21 protein-coding genes are annotated in these 24,446 nt (G+C 40.8%); 12 read left to right on the plus strand and 9 right to left on the minus strand.

The genetic code is table 11. From position 1 onward, the window contains the following. The first annotated feature begins 109 nt into the window (after window positions 1-109). Both PR761_RS16335 and PR761_RS16340 read left to right on the plus strand, forming a co-directional pair. Window positions 110-997, plus strand: a complete 888-nt coding sequence (locus tag PR761_RS16335; RefSeq protein ID WP_112837295.1) for a hypothetical protein — start codon at window positions 110-112, stop codon at window positions 995-997. A gap of 142 nt (window positions 998-1,139) precedes the next feature. Then, on the plus strand, window positions 1,140-1,874 hold the full coding sequence (locus PR761_RS16340) for a vWA domain-containing protein (RefSeq protein ID WP_006815203.1): 735 nt from the start codon (window positions 1,140-1,142) through the stop codon (window positions 1,872-1,874). 96 nt (window positions 1,875-1,970) lie between these two features. Here the strand turns inward: PR761_RS16340 and efeB are convergent, their stop codons facing one another. The 5 genes from efeB to PR761_RS16365 form a co-directional block, all read right to left on the minus strand. After that, window positions 1,971-3,245: an iron uptake transporter deferrochelatase/peroxidase subunit gene (efeB, locus tag PR761_RS16345; RefSeq protein ID WP_154610690.1), complete on the minus strand. Its 1,275-nt coding sequence runs from the start codon at window positions 3,243-3,245 to the stop codon at window positions 1,971-1,973. Window positions 3,246-3,256: 11 nt separating this feature from the next. Then, window positions 3,257-4,144, minus strand: a complete 888-nt coding sequence (locus PR761_RS16350; protein WP_154610703.1) for an EfeM/EfeO family lipoprotein — start codon at window positions 4,142-4,144, stop codon at window positions 3,257-3,259. Then, complete coding sequence (locus PR761_RS16355; protein ID WP_154610689.1) at window positions 4,137-4,994, minus strand: FTR1 family iron permease; 858 nt, start codon at window positions 4,992-4,994, stop codon at window positions 4,137-4,139. Before PR761_RS16355 ends, PR761_RS16350 begins: the two co-directional genes overlap by 8 nt. Window positions 4,995-5,005: 11 nt before the next feature. Further along, a complete protein-coding gene (locus PR761_RS16360) occupies window positions 5,006-5,341 on the minus strand; it encodes a cupredoxin domain-containing protein (RefSeq protein WP_006815199.1) in 336 nt (111 codons plus the stop codon). A gap of 100 nt (window positions 5,342-5,441) precedes the next feature. Continuing rightward, the gene (locus PR761_RS16365; protein ID WP_112837292.1) at window positions 5,442-5,999 is read right to left on the minus strand and encodes an iron transporter; all 558 of its coding nucleotides are present in this window, start codon (window positions 5,997-5,999) and stop codon (window positions 5,442-5,444) included. Window positions 6,000-6,267: 268 nt separating this feature from the next. Between PR761_RS16365 and PR761_RS16370 the strand changes: the two genes are divergently transcribed. From PR761_RS16370 to PR761_RS16380, 3 genes are all read left to right on the plus strand, one after another. After that, entirely contained in the window at window positions 6,268-7,197 is a 930-nt protein-coding gene (locus tag PR761_RS16370; protein ID WP_006815196.1) for a DUF7916 family protein, read from the plus strand. A gap of 150 nt (window positions 7,198-7,347) precedes the next feature. Beyond that, complete coding sequence (gene rimO, locus PR761_RS16375; RefSeq protein ID WP_006815195.1) at window positions 7,348-8,688, plus strand: 30S ribosomal protein S12 methylthiotransferase RimO; 1,341 nt, start codon at window positions 7,348-7,350, stop codon at window positions 8,686-8,688. 199 nt (window positions 8,689-8,887) lie between these two features. Next, window positions 8,888-9,520, plus strand: a complete 633-nt coding sequence (locus PR761_RS16380) for a helix-turn-helix domain-containing protein (RefSeq protein ID WP_112837291.1) — start codon at window positions 8,888-8,890, stop codon at window positions 9,518-9,520. Between the two features lie 646 nt (window positions 9,521-10,166). Here PR761_RS16380 and PR761_RS16385 read toward each other — a convergent pair. Continuing rightward, window positions 10,167-10,796 carry a response regulator transcription factor gene (locus PR761_RS16385; RefSeq protein WP_039855186.1) on the minus strand — a complete coding sequence of 210 codons (630 nt, stop codon included), beginning with the start codon at window positions 10,794-10,796 and terminating at the stop codon, window positions 10,167-10,169. 463 nt (window positions 10,797-11,259) lie between these two features. Here PR761_RS16385 and PR761_RS16390 point away from each other — a divergent pair, with 463 nt between their 5' ends. The 3 genes from PR761_RS16390 (at window position 11,260) to purT (ending at window position 14,590) form a co-directional block, all read left to right on the plus strand. Then, entirely contained in the window at window positions 11,260-12,255 is a 996-nt protein-coding gene (locus PR761_RS16390; protein ID WP_112837290.1) for a LacI family DNA-binding transcriptional regulator, read from the plus strand. Window positions 12,256-12,334: 79 nt separating this feature from the next. Further along, window positions 12,335-13,261, plus strand: a complete 927-nt coding sequence (gene rarD / locus PR761_RS16395) for an EamA family transporter RarD (protein WP_006815191.1) — start codon at window positions 12,335-12,337, stop codon at window positions 13,259-13,261. 150 nt (window positions 13,262-13,411) lie between these two features. Continuing rightward, window positions 13,412-14,590, plus strand: a complete 1,179-nt coding sequence (gene purT / locus PR761_RS16400) for a formate-dependent phosphoribosylglycinamide formyltransferase (RefSeq protein ID WP_112837289.1) — start codon at window positions 13,412-13,414, stop codon at window positions 14,588-14,590. A gap of 68 nt (window positions 14,591-14,658) precedes the next feature. Here the strand turns inward: purT and PR761_RS16405 are convergent, their stop codons facing one another. After that, on the minus strand, window positions 14,659-16,266 hold the full coding sequence (locus PR761_RS16405) for a GMC family oxidoreductase (protein WP_112837288.1): 1,608 nt from the start codon (window positions 16,264-16,266) through the stop codon (window positions 14,659-14,661). 692 nt (window positions 16,267-16,958) lie between these two features. On the opposite strand from PR761_RS16405, the gene PR761_RS16410 reads away from it, so the two are divergent. The 3 genes from PR761_RS16410 to yjiA all read left to right on the plus strand — a co-directional run bounded on the left by PR761_RS16410 (window position 16,959) and on the right by yjiA (window position 20,400). After that, window positions 16,959-19,112, plus strand: a complete 2,154-nt coding sequence (locus PR761_RS16410; RefSeq protein WP_006815188.1) for a carbon starvation CstA family protein — start codon at window positions 16,959-16,961, stop codon at window positions 19,110-19,112. 101 nt (window positions 19,113-19,213) lie between these two features. Continuing rightward, entirely contained in the window at window positions 19,214-19,417 is a 204-nt protein-coding gene (locus tag PR761_RS16415) for a YbdD/YjiX family protein (protein WP_006815187.1), read from the plus strand. 23 nt (window positions 19,418-19,440) lie between these two features. Continuing rightward, on the plus strand, window positions 19,441-20,400 hold the full coding sequence (yjiA, locus tag PR761_RS16420; RefSeq protein WP_006815186.1) for a GTPase: 960 nt from the start codon (window positions 19,441-19,443) through the stop codon (window positions 20,398-20,400). Window positions 20,401-20,533: 133 nt separating this feature from the next. Here the strand turns inward: yjiA and PR761_RS16425 are convergent, their stop codons facing one another. Further along, a complete protein-coding gene (locus PR761_RS16425) occupies window positions 20,534-21,859 on the minus strand; it encodes an L-cysteine desulfidase family protein (RefSeq protein ID WP_154610688.1) in 1,326 nt (441 codons plus the stop codon). A 207-nt stretch (window positions 21,860-22,066) separates the two neighbouring features. Next, window positions 22,067-23,413, minus strand: a complete 1,347-nt coding sequence (locus PR761_RS16430; protein ID WP_006815184.1) for an MATE family efflux transporter — start codon at window positions 23,411-23,413, stop codon at window positions 22,067-22,069. Between the two features lie 190 nt (window positions 23,414-23,603). Here PR761_RS16430 and PR761_RS16435 point away from each other — a divergent pair. Beyond that, the coding region (locus PR761_RS16435) for a diaminopimelate dehydrogenase (protein WP_272519372.1) at window positions 23,604-24,446 on the plus strand (843 nt) is incomplete at its 3' end.

Raw genomic sequence — 24,446 nt, forward strand, 5'->3', positions numbered from 1 at the left:
GTTGAAAGCACTTATAGTAAAAATAATTTTATTAAAATGAATAAGATTATTGCCCTTGACTTATTGTATCTATTTTATTGAAAAAATTAATGGGATGTTGGGGGGATTAATGAAAACTATATTGAAAATAAGTTTCTTCACGGCGGCAATGATGTTGCTAACCGCGTGTGATGGCTTCGATATTGTCGGGAATAAAGGGAAATTTTATTATAGTAATCCAACAGAGCAGGCTTTTTCATTTAAAGTAGATGGCAAAGATTATCAGGTGGAGCCACGCCAGTTTGGGACTATAACGTTAGCGAGTGGCGAGCATCGATTGGAAGACGAATCCGGTAATGTCACCCAATTTATGGTATATGAACATAATTCTGGTGGGATTTTAAACCCTCATCATGGGGTCTATTATGCCTTATCAGAAGTCTATTCTAATGATGAAAAAAATAAAGGTTATCAACCTGCTAGCCGCGATGTAACCATCTATGGTCATGAGTTAAATTTGCCCATTAAAAGCACGAATGCCACGGTGATTGATGGCAACATATTAAGATGTACTTATCCCATTGGAAAGCCATACCCTGAGCCTAAAAATAATCCAAATAAACAAGAAGATATTAAATCTAAATGTTTTGATCAGGCAGAATTAATTGAATATTTTGCAAATGTATACGATAAAAATTTAGTTCCAAAAACAGAGTTTAATGAAAACAATAATTCGCTAAATATTAATTTAAGTTACCAAATTCCTGATGTGAAATTTGAAGATCCGCAAGTTCAGTCTATTGCTCAAAATATTATTGATTTAACTCAGCAATTGAAACAGTCAAATAAAGTCGATATTCATCAGGATTTAAATAAACAATATCACCAGTTGATTGTGAGTTTAGTGGAAAGCTATTCGGAAAGTCCATCCAGTAACGTACCGACTGAATACATCAAACTGAATGAGTTTATTCAAGAGATAAATCAACTTCGTAACTATGGTGTTTGGGTGAAGTAGGTCTATTGATGTAATCCCCTTCAGTATGAATAAATTTAAGAATTTGCTTATAAAACAAACAGAGTAATCTTATTTGATATCCCGCATAAACAAGGAAGATAGAGGATAATTTCATCGAGATATTATCATAAGGGGCTAGCTGATGAGTTTATCTAAGACGTCATTTTGGACCGTGATATCGACCGCTTTTTTATTACTCTTTTCTAGTGTATCAAGCAGTAAATCCATAGTTGAACCTAAGAAAGATTCTGAGGTTTTAGATTTAGTGTTCATCTTGGATAAAAGTGGGTCAATGTCCGGCTTCGAATCAGACACCATTGGTGGATACAATAGCGTATTAACCGAAAACAGAAATAAATCAAACAAAACATTTATCACCACCATTTTATTCAATAACAAAACTAGCCTGCTACATAATAGAGAACCTATTGATAAAGTTAAAAATATTACGCTTGATGATTATCAAGTCGGTGGAAATACAGCGTTATTAGATGCGATCGGGAATAGCATTGTAAAAATGCGCGAGAATCGCAAAATCACGAAGAACAATAATGTGTTATTCGTGATTATTACTGATGGCGAGGAAAATAGCAGCCGTGAATATAGCCAAGAAAAAATTAAATCGATGATTAAGTCTGCCGAAACGGAAGACAATTGGGACTTTATTTTCCTTGGCGCCAATATTGATGCGATTTCAGAAGCGAATAATATCGGAATTAAAAGCTCTAACGCCACCGGATATGTTCAGGATGATACCGGTTACGGTAAAGCCTATAAAGCGGTGAATAAAGCCGTAGAAGCAAAACAGAATGCCGCACCAATATCAGAGGAATGGAAACAGGAAGTTGAGCAAGACGCGAAGGATCGCAAAAAATAATAAGATGTAAACCTAGGAATATTTTATTAACTTAACAAGTCAATAAAGGTCGGTAATCGAAGCCCCAATAGTGATATTGGGGCTTTTTTATAAGCATTATTTCTGTGATTTTAACGACTCAAATAACCCTTTCGCTAGTTGGTCTTTTTCAGATTGAATGCCGGGTAGCACAAAATAATAACCACCGCCAAATGGCTTGATATAACGCTCAAGAGGTTCACCATTAAGGCGTTTTTGGGTATCAATAAACCCCGTTTTCAAGTTTTTTTGATAGGAGACGAAAATCAATCCCATATCAAGTGCCCCATTATCGGTTAATCCTAATGAGTAACTGTAGCTACGGCGTCTGAGTTTAGCCGTATAGCGGCTTGGGTTTCTTGGTTCAGCACGGCGCATGTGGGAATCAAATAGCACGCGATCTCCGTGGGGATCTTTTTCAAACGCGGGGTCATCCATTTCATGTTTCATTCCCATCGGAGCACCGGTTTCTTTATGGCGACCAAAATCATTCTCTTGATCTTCCAATGGGGTTCTATCCCAAAATTCTAGATTAAAGCGAATTAGGCGTACTGCTTGGTATGTTCCACCAATACACCACTCCGGTTCTTTGGCTTCTGATGTGACCCAAATCAGCTCATCCATCAGCTTGCTATCATCCGTTGGCGCATTACCTGACCCATCTTTAAACCCAAACAGATTGATTGGTGTAGAGCGGCGATCAATATCCCGTGACGGTAAGAAGCCGTCGATTTTCCACAGAGGAAACCAAAATGGTGAAGTATGGCGTAGGATATCTCGAAGCGCATAGATTACACTTTCTTGGCTGTTGGCACAGATTTGTAATACCACATCACCCCCACACCATTTATCTTCTAAACGGTCATTTGGGAAGCTGGTCATCTCTACAAGATAACGTGGTTTCAGTTTTTCTAAGCCGAAGCGTGAATCGAATAAGGTATCACCAAGAGACACGGTTACACTGAGTGAGTCCGGTTGTGCCAGTGATCCTAAAATCCCAGATTCTGCAGGGGGCATTTTATCATTCTGATTAGGTGTGGCTTTCTGTACTTGGGTTAGATGAGCAATGCGCTGGGTAAGAATGGTAAATAGCGTTTGTAGCTCGTCGATGGATTGTGTGGTGATATGAAAAGCAATAAATGAGGCATTTTTCTGTTCTGGCGTGAGTACCCCAGGTTGATGCTCGCCTAAATAGTTGATAGCTTTATCATAATTTAGCTGACAATCGGCGATAGATGCCTGAGCACTGAGGGCTGGGGCAGCTAAAATTGCTCCGCCCATCGCGAGAGTTTTCAATGCACTACGTCGAGATAAATTCACCTGTTGTACGTCGCTTATTGGTTTATTTTGCATAAAAACATGCCTTAATATTTGTAGTAAACATCAACATCGAGTTGGGCGCGTAAAGTGGCCAATAGCTCCGCTTGTTGAGTTAACAGTGAATAGAGCGCCATTTTATCTTGTCGTTTTAATTGGCTATAAGGCGCATATTGACCTTTAGCTAATTGATATGACTGCACTATTTTATTAATTTTCTGGTCATTTTCTTTTATTTGGTCGAGGGTTTTTGTCTCAACAAATGGGCTGATTACTTCGATAATCGCTTGTGAACCTTTCGCGTTGGCGGCGATATCAGTGAGGTCTGATTGGCTATAAATATTCTCTTGTCCCGCCAATTTTGTCTCAAGGATCATTTCCATAAAATCAGCGGATGCTTGCACCAACTTGGGTATTTCGATGGTTTCAGTCAAGACTCGCTTATGCAGGTCACGCCCTTTCAATAACAGTTCATCAGCGGCAGGAAGTGCGGCTTTAATATCTTGTTGGGAAAATAATTGGTATTCGACCAAATGGAATCCGGTAAAGCGATAATCTTTTTCTTTACCCAGAAAATAGTCAGCGCGAGGATTAATGGTTCTATCGGTATTCCCAAATAACATAATGATAGGGCGAACGGTTTCATAGTGTTGGTGGGCTTGAATATACGCTGATTTAGCTTGCGCTAAGTGACCTTTTTTCAAACACTGATTGAGAATATCGAGTTGCTCTACCATTTCGCCCAGCTCATTCGTGACAAAGGCTAAATAATTTTGGATTGCGGGCTGGTATTTTTCAGGGGTAGGAATATCCCCTTTCGCAATGACAATATCATCCCCTGTTTGCACAGGGGATCTTAAGGCTTTGCCATGAGCGGTGGATATGATGAATGTCGCTAAAAACAAACTCAGTGTTATTTTGGTCATATTACGCATTTTGTAAACGCTGTTTAGTTGCATGATGTTTACCCCAAGCAAAGAGCGTGATAACCACAACCCAATAGACAACAAAAGTAATGACGCTGAGCCAGATAGGTTGTGAGCGGTAGGCAAAGAATGACGAGATAAAATTGCCTGCTACGCCAGAATCATCAAGAAATGCGGTCGTATTCCAAGCGGGATAAATTAAGAATTCAGGAATGGGGTAATCAAACTCGATCATCAAGTTTGAAATTTCTTCAACGCCTTTGAGTAACAAAGAGAGTGCGAGGAACAGTAAAATCACGCCAGTAACTTTGAAGAATATATTCCATGAAATAATACGGTTTGTGAGAAGAAATGCATACAGGGTCATAGCTGCAATCACAATTCCCGTCGCGACTTCAAAGATAAATTCATTCGAATTTTCTGCGGTCAGGGACATGATGAAACTTGAAAGGAAAACCACAATTTCGCTGCCTTCGCGAGCAATGGCAATCGCAATAATCAATGTTGCTCCCCACCAACTATGGTGCTGAGCGTTACGGTTAATTCCCGATTCAATTTCCGTTTTCATGGATCGACCGTTTTTGTTCATCCAATACACCATTTGGACGATCAATATACAGGCGAGGATCTCCATAAAGATCATGAAAATGGATTGCCCTGTATCATCAAGGACGTTGAATACACCGTAGATTAACAGTGCTAATAAAATAGAGGTAACGATACCGAGAGCGACACCGCCCCACAGATATTTCATCCCATTTTTAGCATCGGGGTGGCGTTTTATCCACGCATAGATGATGCCGATAACTAATAGCGCTTCAAAGCTTTCACGCCAAACAACAAACAGAACCTGCCCCATATTAAATCCTACTATTTAGCAATGATCTCGCCTTTTGGGTGAGAGAGGTGGAAGTCGTCAAAAAAGCTATATGTTCCTGGTTTTAATGGTGCAATCACCACTACCGAGCTAGCTCCCGGAGCTAAAACTTTTTCTTTTCTTAATTGAATGCTTTCGAATTCTGCAGGTTCAGTGCCGGTATTGGTTATTTTGATTCGAATAATGGTTTTGGCAGGGACTTCGAGAACGCGAGGAATTAAATCCCCATTTTTCATTTCTAGCTCTACGGTGTATTTTTCAGCACTAAGCGCCGATTGAGGGAGCAATGCACAAACAAAAACCAGTAAAGCGCTCAGTAATGTTTTCATTTTTAGCTCAAATCTTAAAGAATTGGTAAAGACCTATGAGCGAAAAAGGGCTTACGTAGAAGTTTAACCCCACGAAAGCCCTTAATGCATAGGATGTAAATTAGTAACTGCCTTTGCGACCTATGCCTGCATAGTCAAAGTCCCAAGAGACTTCAAACGGCTCAAACCATGGAGCAACGCCAGTTTCTTTATCAATATGGCGTCCAAAAGAGGCTTGTTTATTATGGGAAGGCGGATAGATTTTATACGTTACACGGTATTTACCATTACCGTCTAATTTAATATTTTCGCCATAGTGTGGACCATCACTTGCCACCATTGGCATGAATGTACCCGTTTGAGTTTGTGGCTTATCGCCTAATTTGGTAACGGAATACTCAACGGTCAAGTAAGGCATCCAATCGCCTTCAGCGAATCCATTTGGGTTTTCTTCTACTGCATGAATATCGGCTTCTAAGTGAATATCTGCTTTATCCGCAGCCAGGTGCGCCATTGCATGGTGACCTTCTTCTGTGTCCATGGTGATAGGTTGTAAATAAACACCTTGGATTTCCATCCCATTTTTAATGACTGGGTGACCGAGAGGATACTCTTGAGCAAAAGCGGAAATAGAGAACAGAGCTAAACCTGAAATGGCAGCCTGATACGCAAATTTCATTGTGACATCCTTACCTGATAAAGTTAGAAGCATAATGATAATCATTACTATTCATAAATGACAAGGGGAATATTTTACCTTCTTCATTAATGTTAAAGAATGAATCATTTAAATTTAATATTAATCAATATGTTAATTGGTTCTTTTTTAGAGTTGAAAAATAAGTTAAAGAAAGGTGATTTTGCTCTGGGATGGCATTTAAATTTATCTGGTATATTGAAATAACAAATCGACGGTCTTTCTCTAACTGTAGGTAAAGGGGTTGCCAATGCAAAAACGTTATCTGGATTGCTCTGCATCCGAAATCGCCCAATTAAATAAGAAAGGGTTATTGGAAGCGATTAAGGCGAGTGAAGGGCGCTTATTGGTCAGTGAAACTATCGGAACGCTTCAACCAGTATTAATGACCGTAACCAATGCTGAACTGGCGGCAAGTCAGGGGGCCGATATCCTGTTGTTGAATGTCTTTGATGTGAACAATCCAGTGGTACAAGGACTACCTGAGGGGACGTTACCAGAAGAAATTATTCGGACACTAAAGCATCTAACGGGTAGAGCCATTGGCGTCAATTTAGAACCAGTTCCCGCTGGATTTAATAATCCGCACCAAGATAAGCAATGGAAAATATCCGAAGGTCGATTGGCGACGGTAAAAAATGCCCTGAAATTAAAACAGATGGGGGTCGATATTATCGTCCTAACCGGTAATCCCGGTAATGGTGTCACAAATCAAGAGATCAACCAAAGCTTAAAAGAACTTAAAGCCGTGGTGGGTGAGGAGATGGTTTTAATCACGGGAAAAATGCACGCAGCGGGCGTGTTAAATGCTTCTGCTGAGCAATTGATTACCGAAGACGATATTCGTTCTTTTATTAGCAGTGGCGCGGACATTATTTTATTGCCTGCACCGGGAACCGTACCGGGAATTACATTAGAATTTGTGCAGAGAATGGTGAGTTATTGTCACTCTCAAAGAGTGATGACGATGACTGCCATAGGGACGTCTCAAGAGGGTGCGGATACTCAAACGATTCGTCAAATTGCGTTAATGTGTAAAATGGCAGGTACTGATTTACATCATATCGGTGATTCAGGCTACAACGGCATAGCACTCCCCGAGAATATTTTGAATTACGGGATTGTGATCCGTGGAGTGCGGCACACTTACGCCCGCATCGCGCGTTCAATTAACCGATAATCTCTGCAATTTATCTGGGCGAGGTCCTGTTATTATTGTGTTTAGGATCTCGCTCGAAATGTTATTTCCACCGCTAAAAATTTATACAATTCCCATTATACTTCAGGTAAAATTTCGCCCATTTTTCTAAAAAAATAAAAGAAGTGAGTTATGTCGCAAAATACTAATTCGGTGCCTAAAATTGGCTTCGTTTCACTCGGCTGCCCCAAAAATCTCGTTGACTCAGAGCGCATCTTAACCGAGTTGCGTACTGATGGTTATCAAGTCGTTCCAAGCTACGATGATGCCGATTTGGTGATTGTGAACACCTGCGGTTTTATTGATAGCGCAGTACAGGAATCGTTAGAAGCCATCGGTGAAGCTCTGAACGAAAATGGTAAAGTGATTGTGACAGGATGTTTGGGAGCGAAAGAAAACCAAATCCGTGAAGTTCATCCTAAAGTGTTAGAGATCACCGGACCACATAGTTACGAACAAGTTCTGAACCATGTTCATCACTATGTACCAAAACCTGAACATGACCCGTTCTTGAGTTTAGTCCCCGAACAAGGTGTGAAGTTGACGCCAAAACATTATGCCTATTTGAAAATATCTGAAGGCTGTAATCACCGTTGCACATTTTGTATTATTCCATCCATGCGGGGTGATTTAGATAGCCGCCCAATTGGGGATGTACTCAATGAGGCTAAACGTTTAGTCGAATCAGGCGTGAAAGAGTTATTGGTTATTTCTCAAGATACTTCTGCTTATGGTGTGGATGTTAAGCATCGTACGGGCTTTTGGGAGGGGAAACCGGTCAAAACGAGTATGGTGGGGTTATGTGAACAACTCGCCTCTATGGGGGTATGGGTTCGCTTGCATTATGTGTACCCTTATCCGCATGTGGATGAGGTGATCCCGTTGATGGCTGAAGGGAAAGTCCTTCCCTATTTAGATATTCCACTTCAACATGCCAGCCCGAAAATTCTGAAGCTAATGAAGCGTCCTGGTGCAGTAGAAAGAACATTAGAGCGAATTAAACGTTGGCGTGAGATTTGCCCTGAGCTGACTTTACGTTCTACATTTATTGTCGGTTTCCCGGGGGAAACGGAAGAAGATTTCCAAATGTTGCTCGATTTTTTACAGGAAGCTAGGCTTGATCGGGTGGGCTGTTTCAAATATAGCCCGGTCGAAGGCGCAAAAGCGAATGAATTAGCTGATCAAGTCTCTGAAGAAATTAAAGAGGAGCGTTACCATCGCTTCATGCAGCTGCAGCAAGAAATCTCAACGCAAAGATTACAAGAAAAAGTAGGGCGCAAATTATGGGTCATCATTGATGAAGTTGATGATGAGGGGGCGGTAGGGCGCAGTATGGCTGATGCTCCTGAAATCGATGGTATGGTGTACCTTAACGGGGAATTTGACGTTAAAGCCGGGGATATTGTCAACGTGCTTATCGAGCATGCTGATGAATATGACTTATGGGGAAGCCTTGTTCCTGAGTCATTTTAAGGTGATTTTTAGCCTGCTAACGTTATTTTTTAGCAGGCTAAAAAATGGGAATATCATATTTTGATTTCTTTATATTTCGGTAATTTGATCTACATCATCCCGCGAATATCTATCAAATCATAACTTGATCTAGAATATGAAAATTAAATATCAAATAGACATAATCAGGGGTAATACTTATCGATGAATAAGGCTGGTTATGACGATTGACTTCACTATCCCTAAGCTTGCACCGCTTACCGAAAAATCCTCATGCACTATTAGTCTCGATCTATTAACTCAACTTGCAAGCACCACTATCATTGATGGTTTAAAGCCGATCAGTGATCTTAATGCTGGGGCGTTATTACTGAATAGTTATGGGTGTGTTTTATGGTCCAATAATCAGCAAGGAATGCTCGAAAAGGCCTCAGAGTTATTTTTAGCAAAAATGGGGCAAGGTACTCAATCTTCGCAACCAATAGAGCTACAGGGAGAGTTTTACTATTCGGCGCTTATTTATGATGAAAGTCGCTTGTTAGCCGTTGTGATGATTACGGCAAGTCAGATCAAGAGCAATTTATTGTTGGCACTTACCTGTTCTTTGGGACGGGAAATTAGTGAGAAGCTCAAGAGTTACTTTTATTGGCAGAAATTATCAGATAAATCTGAAGAACACACGTTGTTCAATAACTTGAATATTCATGATGTAGAGAAGGCCCTGATCATTGAAGCCGCATTAGCGTTTGGCGGAAAAATACAGGAAATGCACCAAGCCCTCAACATGGGGCGAACGACATTATGGCGAAAGTTGAAGCAGTATCAAATCGATATTCGAGATTACAAACTATAGACCCCTTAGATAAAAAAATCGCTTCTACTATTTTTTGGTAAAAAGTAAAAAAGTTCGAAGCGAGCAATTCACACTACCTTTGCGGTAAGGACTAAGCTTATCTCCTCAGATAAATGAGGAAGGCTTTGTCACGCCTATTGGCGAATTATACGAAAGAGAAAAAATGAAAAGAGATAGGATTATCGTCTATTTAGAGAGATAAGTATGTTGATCTTGGTCTTCATTTTTTAGAATTTCTTATTAATTTTTATTATAGATTTTTATTTTAGAAATGCCCTTTACTCGCAGCAGTAGTAGCACGAATTATGAATGTATATAGTTTTATATTTTTAATTAAAGTAAATTTATTAATTTATTCATTTCTAATAAGTGATTTGTTTAGTTGTTTTCGTGTATAAAATATTTTCATCCTATAAAATCATAGTACGGATTATTTATCTTGCCACTTTCGATTTGAAATTAAGATGTGAGTTCTATAACCTAAATTATGAGGGTTGGCTCAGGTTGAATATTTAAGCTAATATTGAATATGAGATTGGAGTCTATATTTTGTACTGATGTGTTTATTTGGCTATTTTATTTAAGATGACAATCGGATGGTTTAAAATTAAACCATCCGATAAGTGGAGATAGGGGATAATAAGTATTAAGCGTTAGCTGAATAGGTATTGATATATTCATACTCTTGGATTAATTGCGGTAATGATTTTATTCCTAGTTTGGTATAAATATTTGAGCGATGTACTTCTACCGTTCTCGGTGATAAAGATAATTTCTCCGCGGTTTCTCTGCTGGTATTACCGTCTAAAATCATGTCCATGATTTCACGTTCTCTAGCCGATAAACGGTCGAATTTATCTGAAAGGAATACATATTTTTTATGATTTTCATGTGCTTCAGAGAAGTAGATATGAGCACTTTGTATTGCACTCAATAATTCATGGTCATTAAATGGGACCACGTGAAAATCGAATGCACCTGCTTTAAAACAGTCTCTGCATAGTACCGTAGAGGACTCTTCTGAGATAGCAATAATAGGTATAACTCCTAGAAGATGAGTAATATTTTTTAATTTATGAATACGAGCAATATCATTATTTAAAAATAACAAAACACAGTCCGTTGCATTTTCTTCTAACGGATAGGTATAAGTACTAATAAATACCTCTTCGTTATTATAAAATTTAAATATAAAATCAAAAGATTCCATCTTTAATTTCAGTTTATTCTTAAAGACATTATCATTTTCTATAATTACGTGAATGGTGCTGTTCATCACCAAACTCCTGTTAACTGATTTGACATGCAAATTAACGTAATGAAATAAGATTAGAAAATAATTACCAAGCAAAATGGCAATCATATTTCCAATTGTTCTTTCTTCTTTATAATTTATTGCTGAACGTAAAGTATATTAAAATTTGCCTAGACATGATTTTAATATAAAAAAGAAACAAAGGTTAAAGTTTGTGTCAAAACGTAACATTTGATTAATGTTTTGTAACAAGATAGAGATTTAAACTTGTTGCACTATTATTATGTGTATCGATAACATAAAAATAAATGTTATTTTGATAAGTAATAATATCGTAAAAGAGTAATCATAAAAAGCCCATATTGGTAATTTTATGATATTTCCTAATTAAAAATTTAGATTGGTTTGCAGCTTATGAGACGTGAAATTTATTAATATCATGGTAAAATTCCATTTTATACTTAATAGTGAGTGAATATACTTAATGGCTTCTTTAAAAGATGTAGCACAACTTGCTAATGTTTCATTGATGACGGTCTCAAGAGCGATTAACAATCCCGAGCTGCTAAAACCTGAAACATTGAAACAGGTTCAGCAGGCAATTGAAGCTCTTAATTATATTCCCGATTTTTCTGCGCGAAAAATTCGCGGAAAAAATTCTCGTGTTTCTACCTTAGGGGTTTTAGCGCTGGATACAGCCACCACACCATTTTCAGTTGAAATGATCCTGTCAATTGAAGATACCGCCAGAAAATATGGGTGGAGCAGTTTTGTGGTGAACATGACGTCTAATCTTGATCATGACCGAGCTGTTCGTCAATTATTATCACAGCGTCCTGATGGAATAATTTATACCACCATGGGATTAAGGGAAGTGGATATTCCGAGCGCGCTATTTAGCCATTCTGTGGTACTTGCTAACTGCGTAGCGAAAGACGGGAAATTTCCGACATATATTCCTGACGATTTTAATGGGCAATATCACGCAGTTTCTAGATTGATAGAGAAAGGATACCGACGCCCTTTATGCTTGTATTTACCTCAACAAACGATTGCGGGAAAAGTACGTCGAGAAGCGGTGGAAGAAGCATGGAAACAAGCGGGATTACCACTAGAGTCATTAACGCAATATCACCTTGAATGGGGTGATGAACATTATCGGGATGTAGTCGCGCTGATTAATCAACATTTTTCCCCTGAACGTGCTGATTTTGATGTGGTAATTTGCGGTAATGACCGAATTGCTTTTCTTGCTTATCAAGTCTTATTAGGGAGGGGGGTACGGATCCCCGAGGATATCGCCGTGTTGGGGTATGACAATATGATTGGGGTGAGAGATTTATTCTATCCACCATTAACGACGGTCGATTTGCCTCATTATCAATTGGGGGAGCAGGCCGCCTTACATATTATTGAAGAAAAACAAGATGTAGAATGCCATTATATTCCATGTAATCTACTGGAGCGTGATTCTGTATAGTTTGCACGATAGCCTAGGATATTTCATTTATTGGGGTATGATAGATACGAGTTTAATCATACTTTTGTACGGATAAATTATGTTGCTGCGTTCAGGGGTAGCTTTAGCTATCTTTTCTTACATATTATGGGGGATCACCCCGCTATTTTATCGTTTGTTACCTGATGCACAAGCAATGGAGCTGTTGGCTCAGCGGCTTATTTGGTCTATTCCCTTCTTATTTATCATTCGATTAGCGATCAAAAATAAATCCCTATGGAAGCAGGTTTGGGCTGACAAACGTTCAATTCTATTATGTTTATTTAGCTCCTCGATTATGGCGATCTCTTGGACCGCATTTACCTATGCATTGACTCACGGTCAAGTGCTGGCTGCTAGCCTTGGTTATTTTATTAATCCACTTTTTTCTATTTTACTCGGCGTGATTTTTTTACGGGAGCGCTTAGTTTTTTCAGAAAAAATGGCAGTGCTGTTTATTTTTGCCGGGGTGATGTATCAAATTTTTCAATACGGCGAATTACCTGCGCTAGCGTTAGTGATGGGCAGTGCATTTGCGGTTTATGGATTGATCCGTAAATTTATCCGTTTTGATGTTATTACGTCATTATTTATCGAGGCGCTGTGGTTATTGCCATTGGCTATCGGGATTACGTGGTGGCTATCGGCGAATAATATGAGCGCAGTTATGAATGGTGATTGGCAAACTAAAATTCTGTATATGTTGGCTGCGCCAGTCACTATTATTCCACTCTTATTTTTTACGGCTGCTATTAAGCGTACAACGTTAACTGTCATTGGATTAGCCCAATATATCGAGCCGACCATCCAATTTTTGCTGGCAGTATTCCTATTTAATGAATTGTTCGATTGGGTGAAAGGTGTCAGTTTTTCACTGATTTGGATAGGTTTATTATTCTGCATCTTAGCGTTAATTCATAAGCGTTATGCCAAAGGGCATGAGCGGCAACCTTATGTGACTGGACGAGATAACCCTCCTAAAATTTAGTCAATAATTTAAATGTATTAGCCCTAATTTATAAAGTCTAGGGGACATATTTTATGTTTCTATTATGGTCAAGGCAAACGATTGCGTATATAATCTCAGCCAGATTTTCACGACACCAAAATTCACCTCTTGGGATATAAGGTCACTATCATGAGCCAATTAGGTACGGCACTTTGTGCTTCAGCGACAAAAGTAATGCTTCTCGGATCTGGCGAGCTAGGAAAAGAAGTGGCCATTGAGTGCCAGCGTTTAGGAATTGAAGTGATTGCCGTTGACCGCTATGACAATGCGCCAGCCATGCATGTTGCTCATCGAAGTTACACCATTAATATGCTGGATGGTGAGGCTATCCGCCAATTAGTTGAACAAGAAAAACCGGATTTTATTGTTCCTGAAATTGAAGCCATTGCAACGAAAACATTAGTGGAATTAGAGCTGCAAGGGCAAAAAGTGGTACCTTCGGCAAATGCGGTATACCTAACAATGAATCGTGAGGGTATTCGTCGATTAGCGGCAGAGGAGCTACAGTTACCGACGTCAGAATATCGCTTTGTTGAAACACAGGATGATTTTATTGCTGCGGCAACTGAAATTGGTTTCCCATGTATTGTGAAACCGGTGATGAGCTCATCCGGCAAAGGGCAAAGTGTGATCCGTTCGGATGAACAGCTGCAAGCCGCATGGAATTATTCGCAAGAAGGTGGGCGAGCAGGGCAAGGACGTGTGATTGTCGAGAAAATGGTGAACTTTGATTTTGAGATCACTTTGCTAACGGTGAGTGCGGTTGATGGTATTCATTTCTGCGCTCCTGTAGGACATCGTCAAGAAAAAGGCGATTATCGTGAATCTTGGCAGCCTCAAGTGATGAGCGAAAGCGCACTGAAAAAGGCACAAGACGTTGCGGCTAAAATAGTGACCGCACTTGGGGGATATGGATTATTTGGGGTGGAATTATTTGTGTGTGGTGACGACATCATTTTTAATGAAGTTTCTCCTCGCCCCCATGACACCGGAATGGTTACTTTAATTTCTCAAAATTTATCTGAATTTGCGCTACATGTTCGAGCTTTCTTAGGATTACCGATTGGGTCGATTCGCCAGTATGGCGCGAGTGCATCAGCGGTAATTTTGCCAGAATTACATAGCCACAATGTGGTTTTTTCTGGGCTCAATGAGGCGTTAAGTTCAGATATCCAACTGCGCTTATTTGGTAAACCGGAAATTGCGGGTACCCGCCGTTTAGGTGTGGCTTTGGCGATTGGGAATAATATTGAACATGCGTTAGCGATGGCAAAAACAGCCGCTGCTCGCGTACAAGTTAAAGGCTAAATGCATCCTCAGTAAATTCCCTGCAGGAGTTGGCTATTTTGCAGGGAATTTATTTAGAGTAAAAATAGTTATGTTCTATCTTCAATAATCATTGCGGCAGCGCGTTCCGCGATCATGATTGTTGGCGCATTAGTATTGCCGCTTGGGATTTCAGGCATAACTGAACAATCCACCACACGTAAATTATCAATACCATGTACTCGTAAGCGTAAATCGGTGACTGAATTTTTGGGGTCAGTTCCCATACGGCAGGTTCCCACGGGGTGATAAACTGTTTTACAGAAATTACGCACAAACTCTTCTAACTCAGTATCATCATATCGAACTGGCTCTGGGGGCATTAAAACGTCTTGGCTGACAGCTTGTAACGATGGGGAATTTAACACATCCAACCCAAATTTTACGGCACGTTTGCAGCCTTCCATATCTTCGGGTGAAGCTAAGTAATTAGCATGGATTTTTAACGGTGCAAGGGGATCTTTGCTACGTAGTAATATTTCCCCTCGAGATTTTGGTTGAAGATAGCCGACCTTTAGTGAAAAACCATGGGCGGCAGGAAGTGGTTCCCCGGGAACATCATCCCAGCTATCTAATATGGGTAGAAAATGAATCTGGACATCAGGGCGGCCTTGACCGCAACTATCTTTAAATGCCGCACCTTCCAGAACGTTAGAGGCCAATAATCCGCTACGGAATACCATCCATTCCACTCCGTGCTTTATGGCTGCCAATCCTTGATCTGCACCAAATAAACTCACTGGTTGCTTAGTTGTCACGTTAATTGACATATGCAAGTGGTCGTGGAAATTTTTACCGACAGGCAAGTTAGCGAGCGTATTAATACCGAGGGTTGAAAGGTGCTCCTCAGGACCAATACCTGAGAGCATGAGTAATTTTGCGGAGCCCATTGCACCAGAACAGATAAGGACTTCATCTGTAGCAAATGCTTCAACTTCGTGACCATTTTTCCCTTGATAAGCGATACCCACCGCGCGCCCATCTTGGATAATAATGCGATTAACTTGGGTATTCAGTTTTAATGTGAGTTTGTCGCTATTTCGTACGGATTTGAGATAAGTTTTTGAGGTGCTGGCTCTTTCGCCATTAAGTGTCGTAGTCTGGTAAAAACTGGTACCTTGCTGGCTTTCACCATTGAGGTCGTTGATATAAGGAAGCCCATGTTCTTGAGCCGCACGAATAAATGCCATGGATAATGGGTGTCGGTAACGGTTCTCGCTAACGGGAAGGGGTCCTTCAGTTCCATGGTATTCACCTGTTAGACTTTCATTTCGTTCAGCTTTTTTAAACCATGGCAGCACATCTTTATAGCTCCAGCCTTCACAACCATAATTTTGAGCCCAATTGTCGTAATCCTGCTTTTGACCACGAATATAAATCATGCCATTTACTGAGCTACTTCCTCCAAGAACTTTACCTTGTGCAATTTGCATTTTACGGTTATTGGCGTGAGGTTCTGGGTCAGTTTCATAAGGCCAACTTTTTTGCGCAATAATTTTAGCGACACCCGCAGGCATACGGATAAATAGATGATTATCACTTCCCCCCGCTTCGAGGAGTAAAACACGAGATTGGGTTTCTTTAATTAGGCGAGCGGCAAGAACACACCCTGCGGAGCCTGCACCGACTATAATGTAGTCATATTTTTCAGCATTCATATAGCGCTTTTCTCACTCAATAAAGTAACAATAAATAGTCATTTTATTAACAATAGCGCCTTTGGTTTGTTAATGTATGAATAATATTTTATTAGTGTGATTTGAATCAAAAATAATTTCCAGAGAAACTATTTTTATAATTTAATTGTTATTGTTTATTAAGGAGAAATATTAAGTAACTATGAATTTAATTTATCTCTTTATTTTTGTTAATAAATTAATGTTATTTTTATTAAGTCTTTTTAAAGGGAGTGATGGATCTAAAGATTAGTGACGTTAGCTTTAATCGCTAAAGTTGGTAATTTGTTGTGTGTATTTTTGTATTATTTAACAATAATTACATCTTTTGTTTTAATTTAATATTTACTTAACTTATTGAAATGGCTTTTATTTGTGATGCTAAGCACACTTTTAGAGACTTTATCACCCCATCAAAACCATTCACCGTAAAAAAGTAACCGCTTAATTCTGTATGTCACCGCTTAAGAGAACTTTTCCTTTTATTGAGCGTAATTTCTTACCATAGCCACTATGGCAGATCTCAATTATTGACTAACAAAACAACTCAACCACTGCCTATTAAAAAGTCATTTATTGTCTATCGAAAGCAACCAAAGACAGGGCTTTCAATTTTTAATAAATGGTAACTAAGTATTAATGGCATGTTCGTTTTTACCTCAGAAAGGTGTTCTATGAACAAGAATGGTATTTTAAAGCACGTTCCTTGGATGATCCTTGGGATCATCGGTGCTGTCTGTTTGGGCGTTGTGGCGCTTAGACGTGGAGAGCATATCAGTGCTCTATGGATAGTGGTCGCCTCTGTGGCGGTTTATCTTATTGCCTATCGTTACTACAGCTTATATATCGCGAAAAAAGTGATGAAGTTGGATGAAACACGGGCAACACCAGCGGTCATTAATAATGACGGCTTGAACTATGTTCCAACCAACAAAAATGTTCTGTTTGGTCACCACTTTGCGGCAATTGCGGGTGCGGGTCCATTAGTTGGTCCGGTACTTGCGGCCCAAGTTGGTTACTTACCGGGAACATTATGGTTGCTGGCAGGGGTTGTCCTTGCAGGGGCAGTTCAGGACTTTATGGTACTGTTTATCTCTTCTCGTCGTAATGGCGCCTCATTAGGTGAAATCATAAAAGAAGAGTTAGGACCGATTCCGGGTACGCTGGCATTATTTGGTTGCTTCCTGATTATGATCATCATCCTTGCGGTACTGGCATTGATCGTAGTTAAAGCACTCGCTGAAAGCCCATGGGGGGTATTCACCGTTTGCTCAACCGTTCCGATTGCCCTATTTATGGGGGTTTATATGCGATATATCCGACCAGGTCGTGTCGGTGAAATCGCGGTTATCGGTATTGCATTATTAGTTGCTTCTATTTGGTTCGGTGGTGTTATTTCTCAAGACCCATACTGGGGTCCAGCACTGACATTCAAAGATACAACTATCACCTATGCGCTGGTGGGATATGCGTTTGTTTCGGCATTGCTGCCTGTATGGTTGATTCTTGCGCCTCGTGACTACTTAGCTACCTTCTTGAAAATCGGTGTTATTGTCGGTCTGGCTGTAGGAATTGTGATCCTTAACCCAGAACTGAAAATGCCTGCGGTCACTCAGTTTGTTGATGGTACTGGTCCAGTTTGGAAAGGGACACTATTCCCATTCTTGTTCATCACGATTGCTTGTGGTGCGGTGTCAGGTTTCCACGCATTAATTGCTTCGGGTACAACACCAAAACTGTTAGCTAACGAAAAAGATGCTCGTTACATCGGTTATGGTGCGATGTTAATGGAATCTTTCGTTGCTATCATGGCATTGGTTGCAGCTTCTATCATCGAGCCAGGTCTGTATTTTGCGATGAATACACCGCCTGCGGCTTTAGGTATCACCATGCCTAATCTGCATGAACTTGGTGGACCTGATGGCGCAGCTATCATGGCTCAATTGAAAGATGTTTCTATCCACGCGGCTGCAACGGTGAGTTCATGGGGCTTCGTTATTTCTCCTGAGCAAATCATGCAAACCGCAAAAGATATCGGTGAGCCTTCGATTCTTAACCGTGCGGGTGGTGCACCAACACTGGCGGTAGGTATTGCCTTTGTTTTCCACGAAATTATGCCTGCTGCCAATATGGGCTTCTGGTATCACTTCGGTATTCTGTTTGAAGCACTGTTTATCTTAACAGCGCTGGATGCGGGAACGCGTTCTGGCCGCTTTATGCTGCAAGATTTATTGGGTAACTTTGTTCCGTTCCTGAAAAAAACTGACTCACTGTTTGCAGGTATGATTGGTACTGCGGGTTGCGTGGGTCTATGGGGTTACTTACTGTATCAAGGTGTTGTTGACCCACTGGGCGGCGTTAAGAGCTTGTGGCCTCTGTTCGGTATCTCGAACCAGATGCTGGCAGCAGTGGCGTTAGTTCTGAGTACAGTCGTATTGATTAAAATGAAGCGCAGCAAATATATCCTTGTGACGGTATTACCTGCGGTATGGTTATTAATCTGTACTACATGGGCTCTGGGTCTGAAATTATTCAGCGATAATCCACAACTGGAAGGTTTCCTGTACTTAGCGAAATCTTACAAGGAAAAAATCGCCGCAGGTGGTGCAGATTTAACAGCACAAGAAATTACTAATATGAATCACATTATTATTAATAACTACACCAATGCGGGTCTGAGTATTCTATTCTTAGTCGTGGTTTACGGTATTATCTTCTTTGGTATCCGCGTGGCGATGAAAGCCAGTAAAGACCCAAATCGTACTGATAAAGAAACCCCTTATGTTCCGGTTCCAAAAGAGGGTGTGAAAGTGTCATCTTCACACTAAGGAATCAAAAATGATTCGAGGTTTGTATTACTCGAAACAATAAGGGAAGCCCTGCATTGTGTAGCAATACAATGTAGGGCATTTTACCTTTGGAGAAGGCTATGTTTGGAAATCTGGGAAAGACGGGTAAATATCTCGGGCAGGCTGCTCGGATGTTGGTGGGGATCCCTGACTATGATACCTATGTACAGCATATGAAGGACAACCACCCCGATAAGCCGATGATGACTTATAAAGAATTCTTTCGTGAGAGACAAGATGCTCGCTACGGCGGTAGTGGTAAAGGCGGATTTCGCTGCTGTTAACTGATGAAGTGACGAGGGCAATAATGAAACCAATCAATGTAACGATTTTAACGGGTTTTTTAGGGGCAGGGAAAACGACACTATTAAGCCATATTCTGCATGCAGATCATGGGCATAAAATTGCAGTGATTGAAAATGAATTCGGTGAAGTTCCTATCGATAACGCGTTGATTGGCGATCGTGCCACGCAAATCACCACATTAAGTAATGGCTGTATTTGTTGCAGTCGTTCCAATGAATTAGAAAATGCACTGTTGGATTTATTAGATGGGCTGGACAGTGGAAAATTAGATTTTGAGCGCCTTGTGATTGAGTGTACGGGAATGGCGGATCCAGGGCCGATTACCCAAACATTTTTTTCCCACGAAGTGCTGTGCGAACGTTATTTATTGGATGGCATCATTACGTTAGTCGATGCGGTTCATGCTGATAAACAGTTGGATGATTTTGCTATCGCTCAAGCACAGATTGGTTATGCTGATCGTATTTTACTGACCAAAACGGATATCGAGCCAAATAACGATGCGTTGCTTGAACGCTTACAACGAATTAATGCTCGAGCGCCGATTTATCCTGTGATCCACGGGGATATTAATCTGGATCTGTTGTTAGATATTGAAGGCTTTTTGCTGGATTCAAGATTAAATGTTAAACAGCCAACGTTCCGTTTTGCACCTAAGCAGCAAAATGAAGTGGGTTCTATTGTGTTGGAGTTTGATTACCCTGTAGAGCTGATGGCGGTGTCCCAAGTGATGGAAGACTTACTGCTCGGTTTTGCGGATAATTTATTACGTTATAAAGGTATTTTGTCCATCATCGACGAACCAAAACGTCTATTATTCCAAGGTGTCCAGCGCCTATATAGTGCAGACTGGGACAGAGATTGGGAGGAAGACGAAAAGCGCAGCAGCGTGCTCGTTTTCATCGGCATCGATCTTCCCGAAGCTGAAATTCGCGAAAAATTTGCCGCGTTAGAAGCCTAAAATTAAAAATCAGAAATCAAAATTAAACTCAAAGTTATTAGCGCTGAAGGAAGGCGACAAACGCCAGCTATCCCTAGGAGCATACAAGAGTATGTGACTAGGGTAGCTAAGAGAAGTCAACGCACCAGCAGCGTTAAGAACGAAGAGTTTTAGAGGACATGATCTCGATGATTTGAATATCCGTATAACGCATTGACCCGGTCGCCAACGAACACAAATTCGCTATCGACTGATCCACATCATCAGACACAATCCCATCGGAACCTCTAACACAGCTGTTATCTAGCGCCATCAATACCGCTTTGTAAGCAGCACTCGCACCTGTCGATACTTTCATTGCACAACTGTTAGATGCGCCATCGCAGATCATGCCGCTAACATCGCCAATCATGCTAGAGATTGCCATCGCAACGACTTCATATCGCGCTTCGAGTAACCACGCAATCCCAGCAGCCGCACCCATCGCTGCGGTCGTTGCGGCACACAGTGCGGATAATGCGGGCAGCTGGTTATGAATATAAATTGCCATTAAATGAGATAGCATCAGCGCACGAGCCAGCTGTTCTTCTGTTGACTGTAGATAGTCGGCGGTCACGAGTACAGGCATTGTGGCTGCAATACCTTGGTTACCTGAACCTGAGTTGCTCATTGCTGGTAATACAGCTCCGCCCATACGCGCATCTGATGCCGCCGAGGTACGGATCATGATGTCAGATAACAAGTCTTTGGATAATAACCCGCGGTCACGTTGAGTTTGTAACGTTTTACCAATATGCAAACCATAGCTATTGCGTAAGCCTTCTTGGGACAATGCATCGTTCAAGTGCGCGGCTTCTAGAATAAAATGAATATCGTCTAATGGTGCTTCAGTTGCAAATTGATAAACCGCTTTAGCAGTGACTTTGGGTAAGCTGACTTCAGTTCCACAATCCACGGGATCACTAGGTTGGCTCTCGCTAACTGTGATATCAAAAAGAACGTCGTCACCATGGATTATTTTTACAATATGAGTATGTGAACCTGCAATCACCACGGTTGCAGAGTCATTTTCGCTATAAACAGTGGCTTCAGAATAAATAACATCATCACAAGGGGATTTAATATCCACGGTGACCAAACCTTCTGCAAGCATTCCTTTACTGCGGGCAATCGCTTCAGGGGAAGCCGCTTTTAGCACTTCCAATCCAGCCTCACCATCACCACCAATAGCGCCCAGTGCAGCTGCAATCGGTAATCCCACCATGCCAGTACCTGGAACAGTTACACCCATCCCATTTTTCATTAGGTTAGGAGAGACAAACGCGACCACTTTTGTGATTGGGTTTTGTAGGTAAGATGCGGCTTTTGCAGCGGCATAAGCGAGAGAAATTGGTTCAGTACAGCCTAATGCAGGCTTAACGTCCTGTTTAACTGCATTAATAAAATATTGCCAAAGTAATGATTGAGTTTCAGTCGCCATGATTGAAGTCCCTAAATGTAATGTGGTGATGGGATTATTTTAAAGAAGAGATGGGAGAAAAACTTCACAATGTTTGACGAGATATTGTGGAGGTGGAGAAAATTAATCTCTAAAATTTAATGATGGAGTAAAAAAATTCTCAATATGATGCTCGTCACAAAAATCCCACCTATAACCCTAGGTGGGATCTGTGTATTAAATGATGAATTAGTTTTCCAGATCGAGGCGTTTACTTTGCCATTTACGAGAGCGCCAACGCCAAGCATTGGTTAACCCGCGAACCCACTCGTCAGCAAAGAAACCGATCCAAATACCCAGTAGCCCCATCTCCATTTTTATGCCGAGGAAATAGCCTAATGGAATAGCGATCCCCCACATAAATAGAATGGCAGTAAGTAGCGGAAATTTGGCATCTCCCGAAGCACGCAAGGCGTTAACCATTACAATATTAATGGTACGTCCCGGTTCTAAAAAGACAGAGAGTAAGAAAATTGGCAGCAATAATTGAATAATGCCTTGGTCATCTGTGAGGCTGTCTAAAATCGGTGAACGGAATAACCAGAAGACGAAAACTACACCGATGGTGACATAGAAGCCCCATTTTAGGCTTTTGAAAGCTCGTCGATAGGCATCTTCAAAGCGTTTTGCACCTACAAGGTGCCCAACCATAATTTCGTTCCCAATACTGATTGAAATCCCAAACAGCATAATGAACAGTGATAACTGGAAATAAAGGGTTTGTGCGGCGAGGGCGGTTTCTCCCATTAAACCAATAAATGCAGAGGCGGTCATAAAGTGCAGGATCCACACTAAGTTTTCACCTGCGGCGGGTAGGCCGATATGCAGAATTTTGTTCAGCATTTTACGGGACCAGCGTATGAGCATCATCGGAACAAATTTAATTCTTAACCCATAGAACAGCAGACCGAACAGTAAAATTACTGCGACAATACGCCCAACAACCGTTGACCATGCGACGCCTTCCAACCCATATTTTGGTAAACCAAAGAAGCCGTATAACACGATCATATTACCAATGACAGTAATGACGTTGGCAATCAATGTCACCCACATCGCAGGTTGTGCTTTACCATACACACGTAAACACGCTGCGAGAATAATCGTAATCGCTTCGGGAATTAAACAGATACCTAAAATATGCAGATAAGTATAACCATCATCCATCAGGTGGGATGGGGTATTCATAATCGCGAGAATTTTATAGCCAAAAAATAGGGCAATTAAGGCGCTGGAAAAACCTAATATAAAGTTAAAGGCGATAGAAATATGAATCGCTTGGCTCGCTTTATCACGGCGTCCGGCTCCTAAATATTGAGCGATAACAACACTACAACCGACACTAATAAAGTTAAAAATAGTAATAAATAGGTCAAATACCTGATTCCCCACCCCCATTGCAGCGAGGTAGGCTGTGGATACATGGCTAACCATGTAGGTATTAATCAATAAGGTGGCCAAATGAAGAAAAATATCAATAAAAATTGGCCAACTGAGGGAATAGAGAGACCTCTCAGTGACATCGGACTGATGCATTAAGAACCTTTATACGCGTTAAATAGAGGAAAAAGACTAATTGGCTGAATTCTACCTCTAATTGCTGGGTGAACCTAGTTATAAAAGCCGGATATTTTTAGATAATTAGGCTTTGTTTAATTTATCTAAATTTGTTATTGATATGTATCTTGTATTGAAAATATGACATCAGAATGACCGAGGAGTAATAATGTCAAAAATTAAAACAGTAATAGTGGGATACGGAAATATAGGCCGTTACGCACTAGAAGCTGTTCAAGCCGCTGATGATTTTGAATTAGTCGGAATAGTCCGTCGTAATACCCAAGATATTCCGGCAGAGTTATCTCATTATATTGTGGTTGATGATATTGAAAAATTAGGCAAAGTGGATGTGGCATTACTGTGTTCTCCAACTCGAGCTATCGGCGATTTAGCAGAGAAAATCCTCAGTATGGGTATTAATACCGTTGATAGTTTTGATGTGCATTCTGATATTGTCGCGTTGAAACACCGACTCGATAGCGTCGCGAAAAAATATAATAGTGTGTCTATCGTTTCGGCAGGTTGGGATCCGGGTTCTGATTCTATAATGCGTACCTTAATGTTAGCGATGGCACCTAAAGGCGTCACCTACACCAACTTTGGTCCCGGTATGAGTATGGGGCACAGTGTTGCGGCTAAAGCCGTTGAAGGCGTAAAAGATGCGCTGTCAGTGACCATTCCTCTGGGAACGGGCATTCATCGTCGTATGGTGTATGTAGAATTAGACGCTGGCGCGAACTTTGATGATGTGGTGCGTAGTATTAAACAAGATAGTTATTTCTCGTCTGATGAAACCCATATTCGCCAAGTTGACAGTATTGATGGGTTAAAAGATGTGGGACATGGCGTGCAGATGACCCATAAAGGGGTTTCTGGTGCGACACATAATCAATTATTTGAATACTCAATGCGCATTAATAACCCCGCATTAACGTCACAATTTATGGTCTCCGCGGCAAGAGCCACCATGAAGCAGCCCGCAGGTGCTTATACAGTGATTGAAATCCCG

Source organism: Providencia sp. PROV210 (assembly GCF_028479445.1).
Taxonomy (GTDB): Bacteria; Pseudomonadota; Gammaproteobacteria; order Enterobacterales; family Enterobacteriaceae; genus Providencia; species Providencia rustigianii.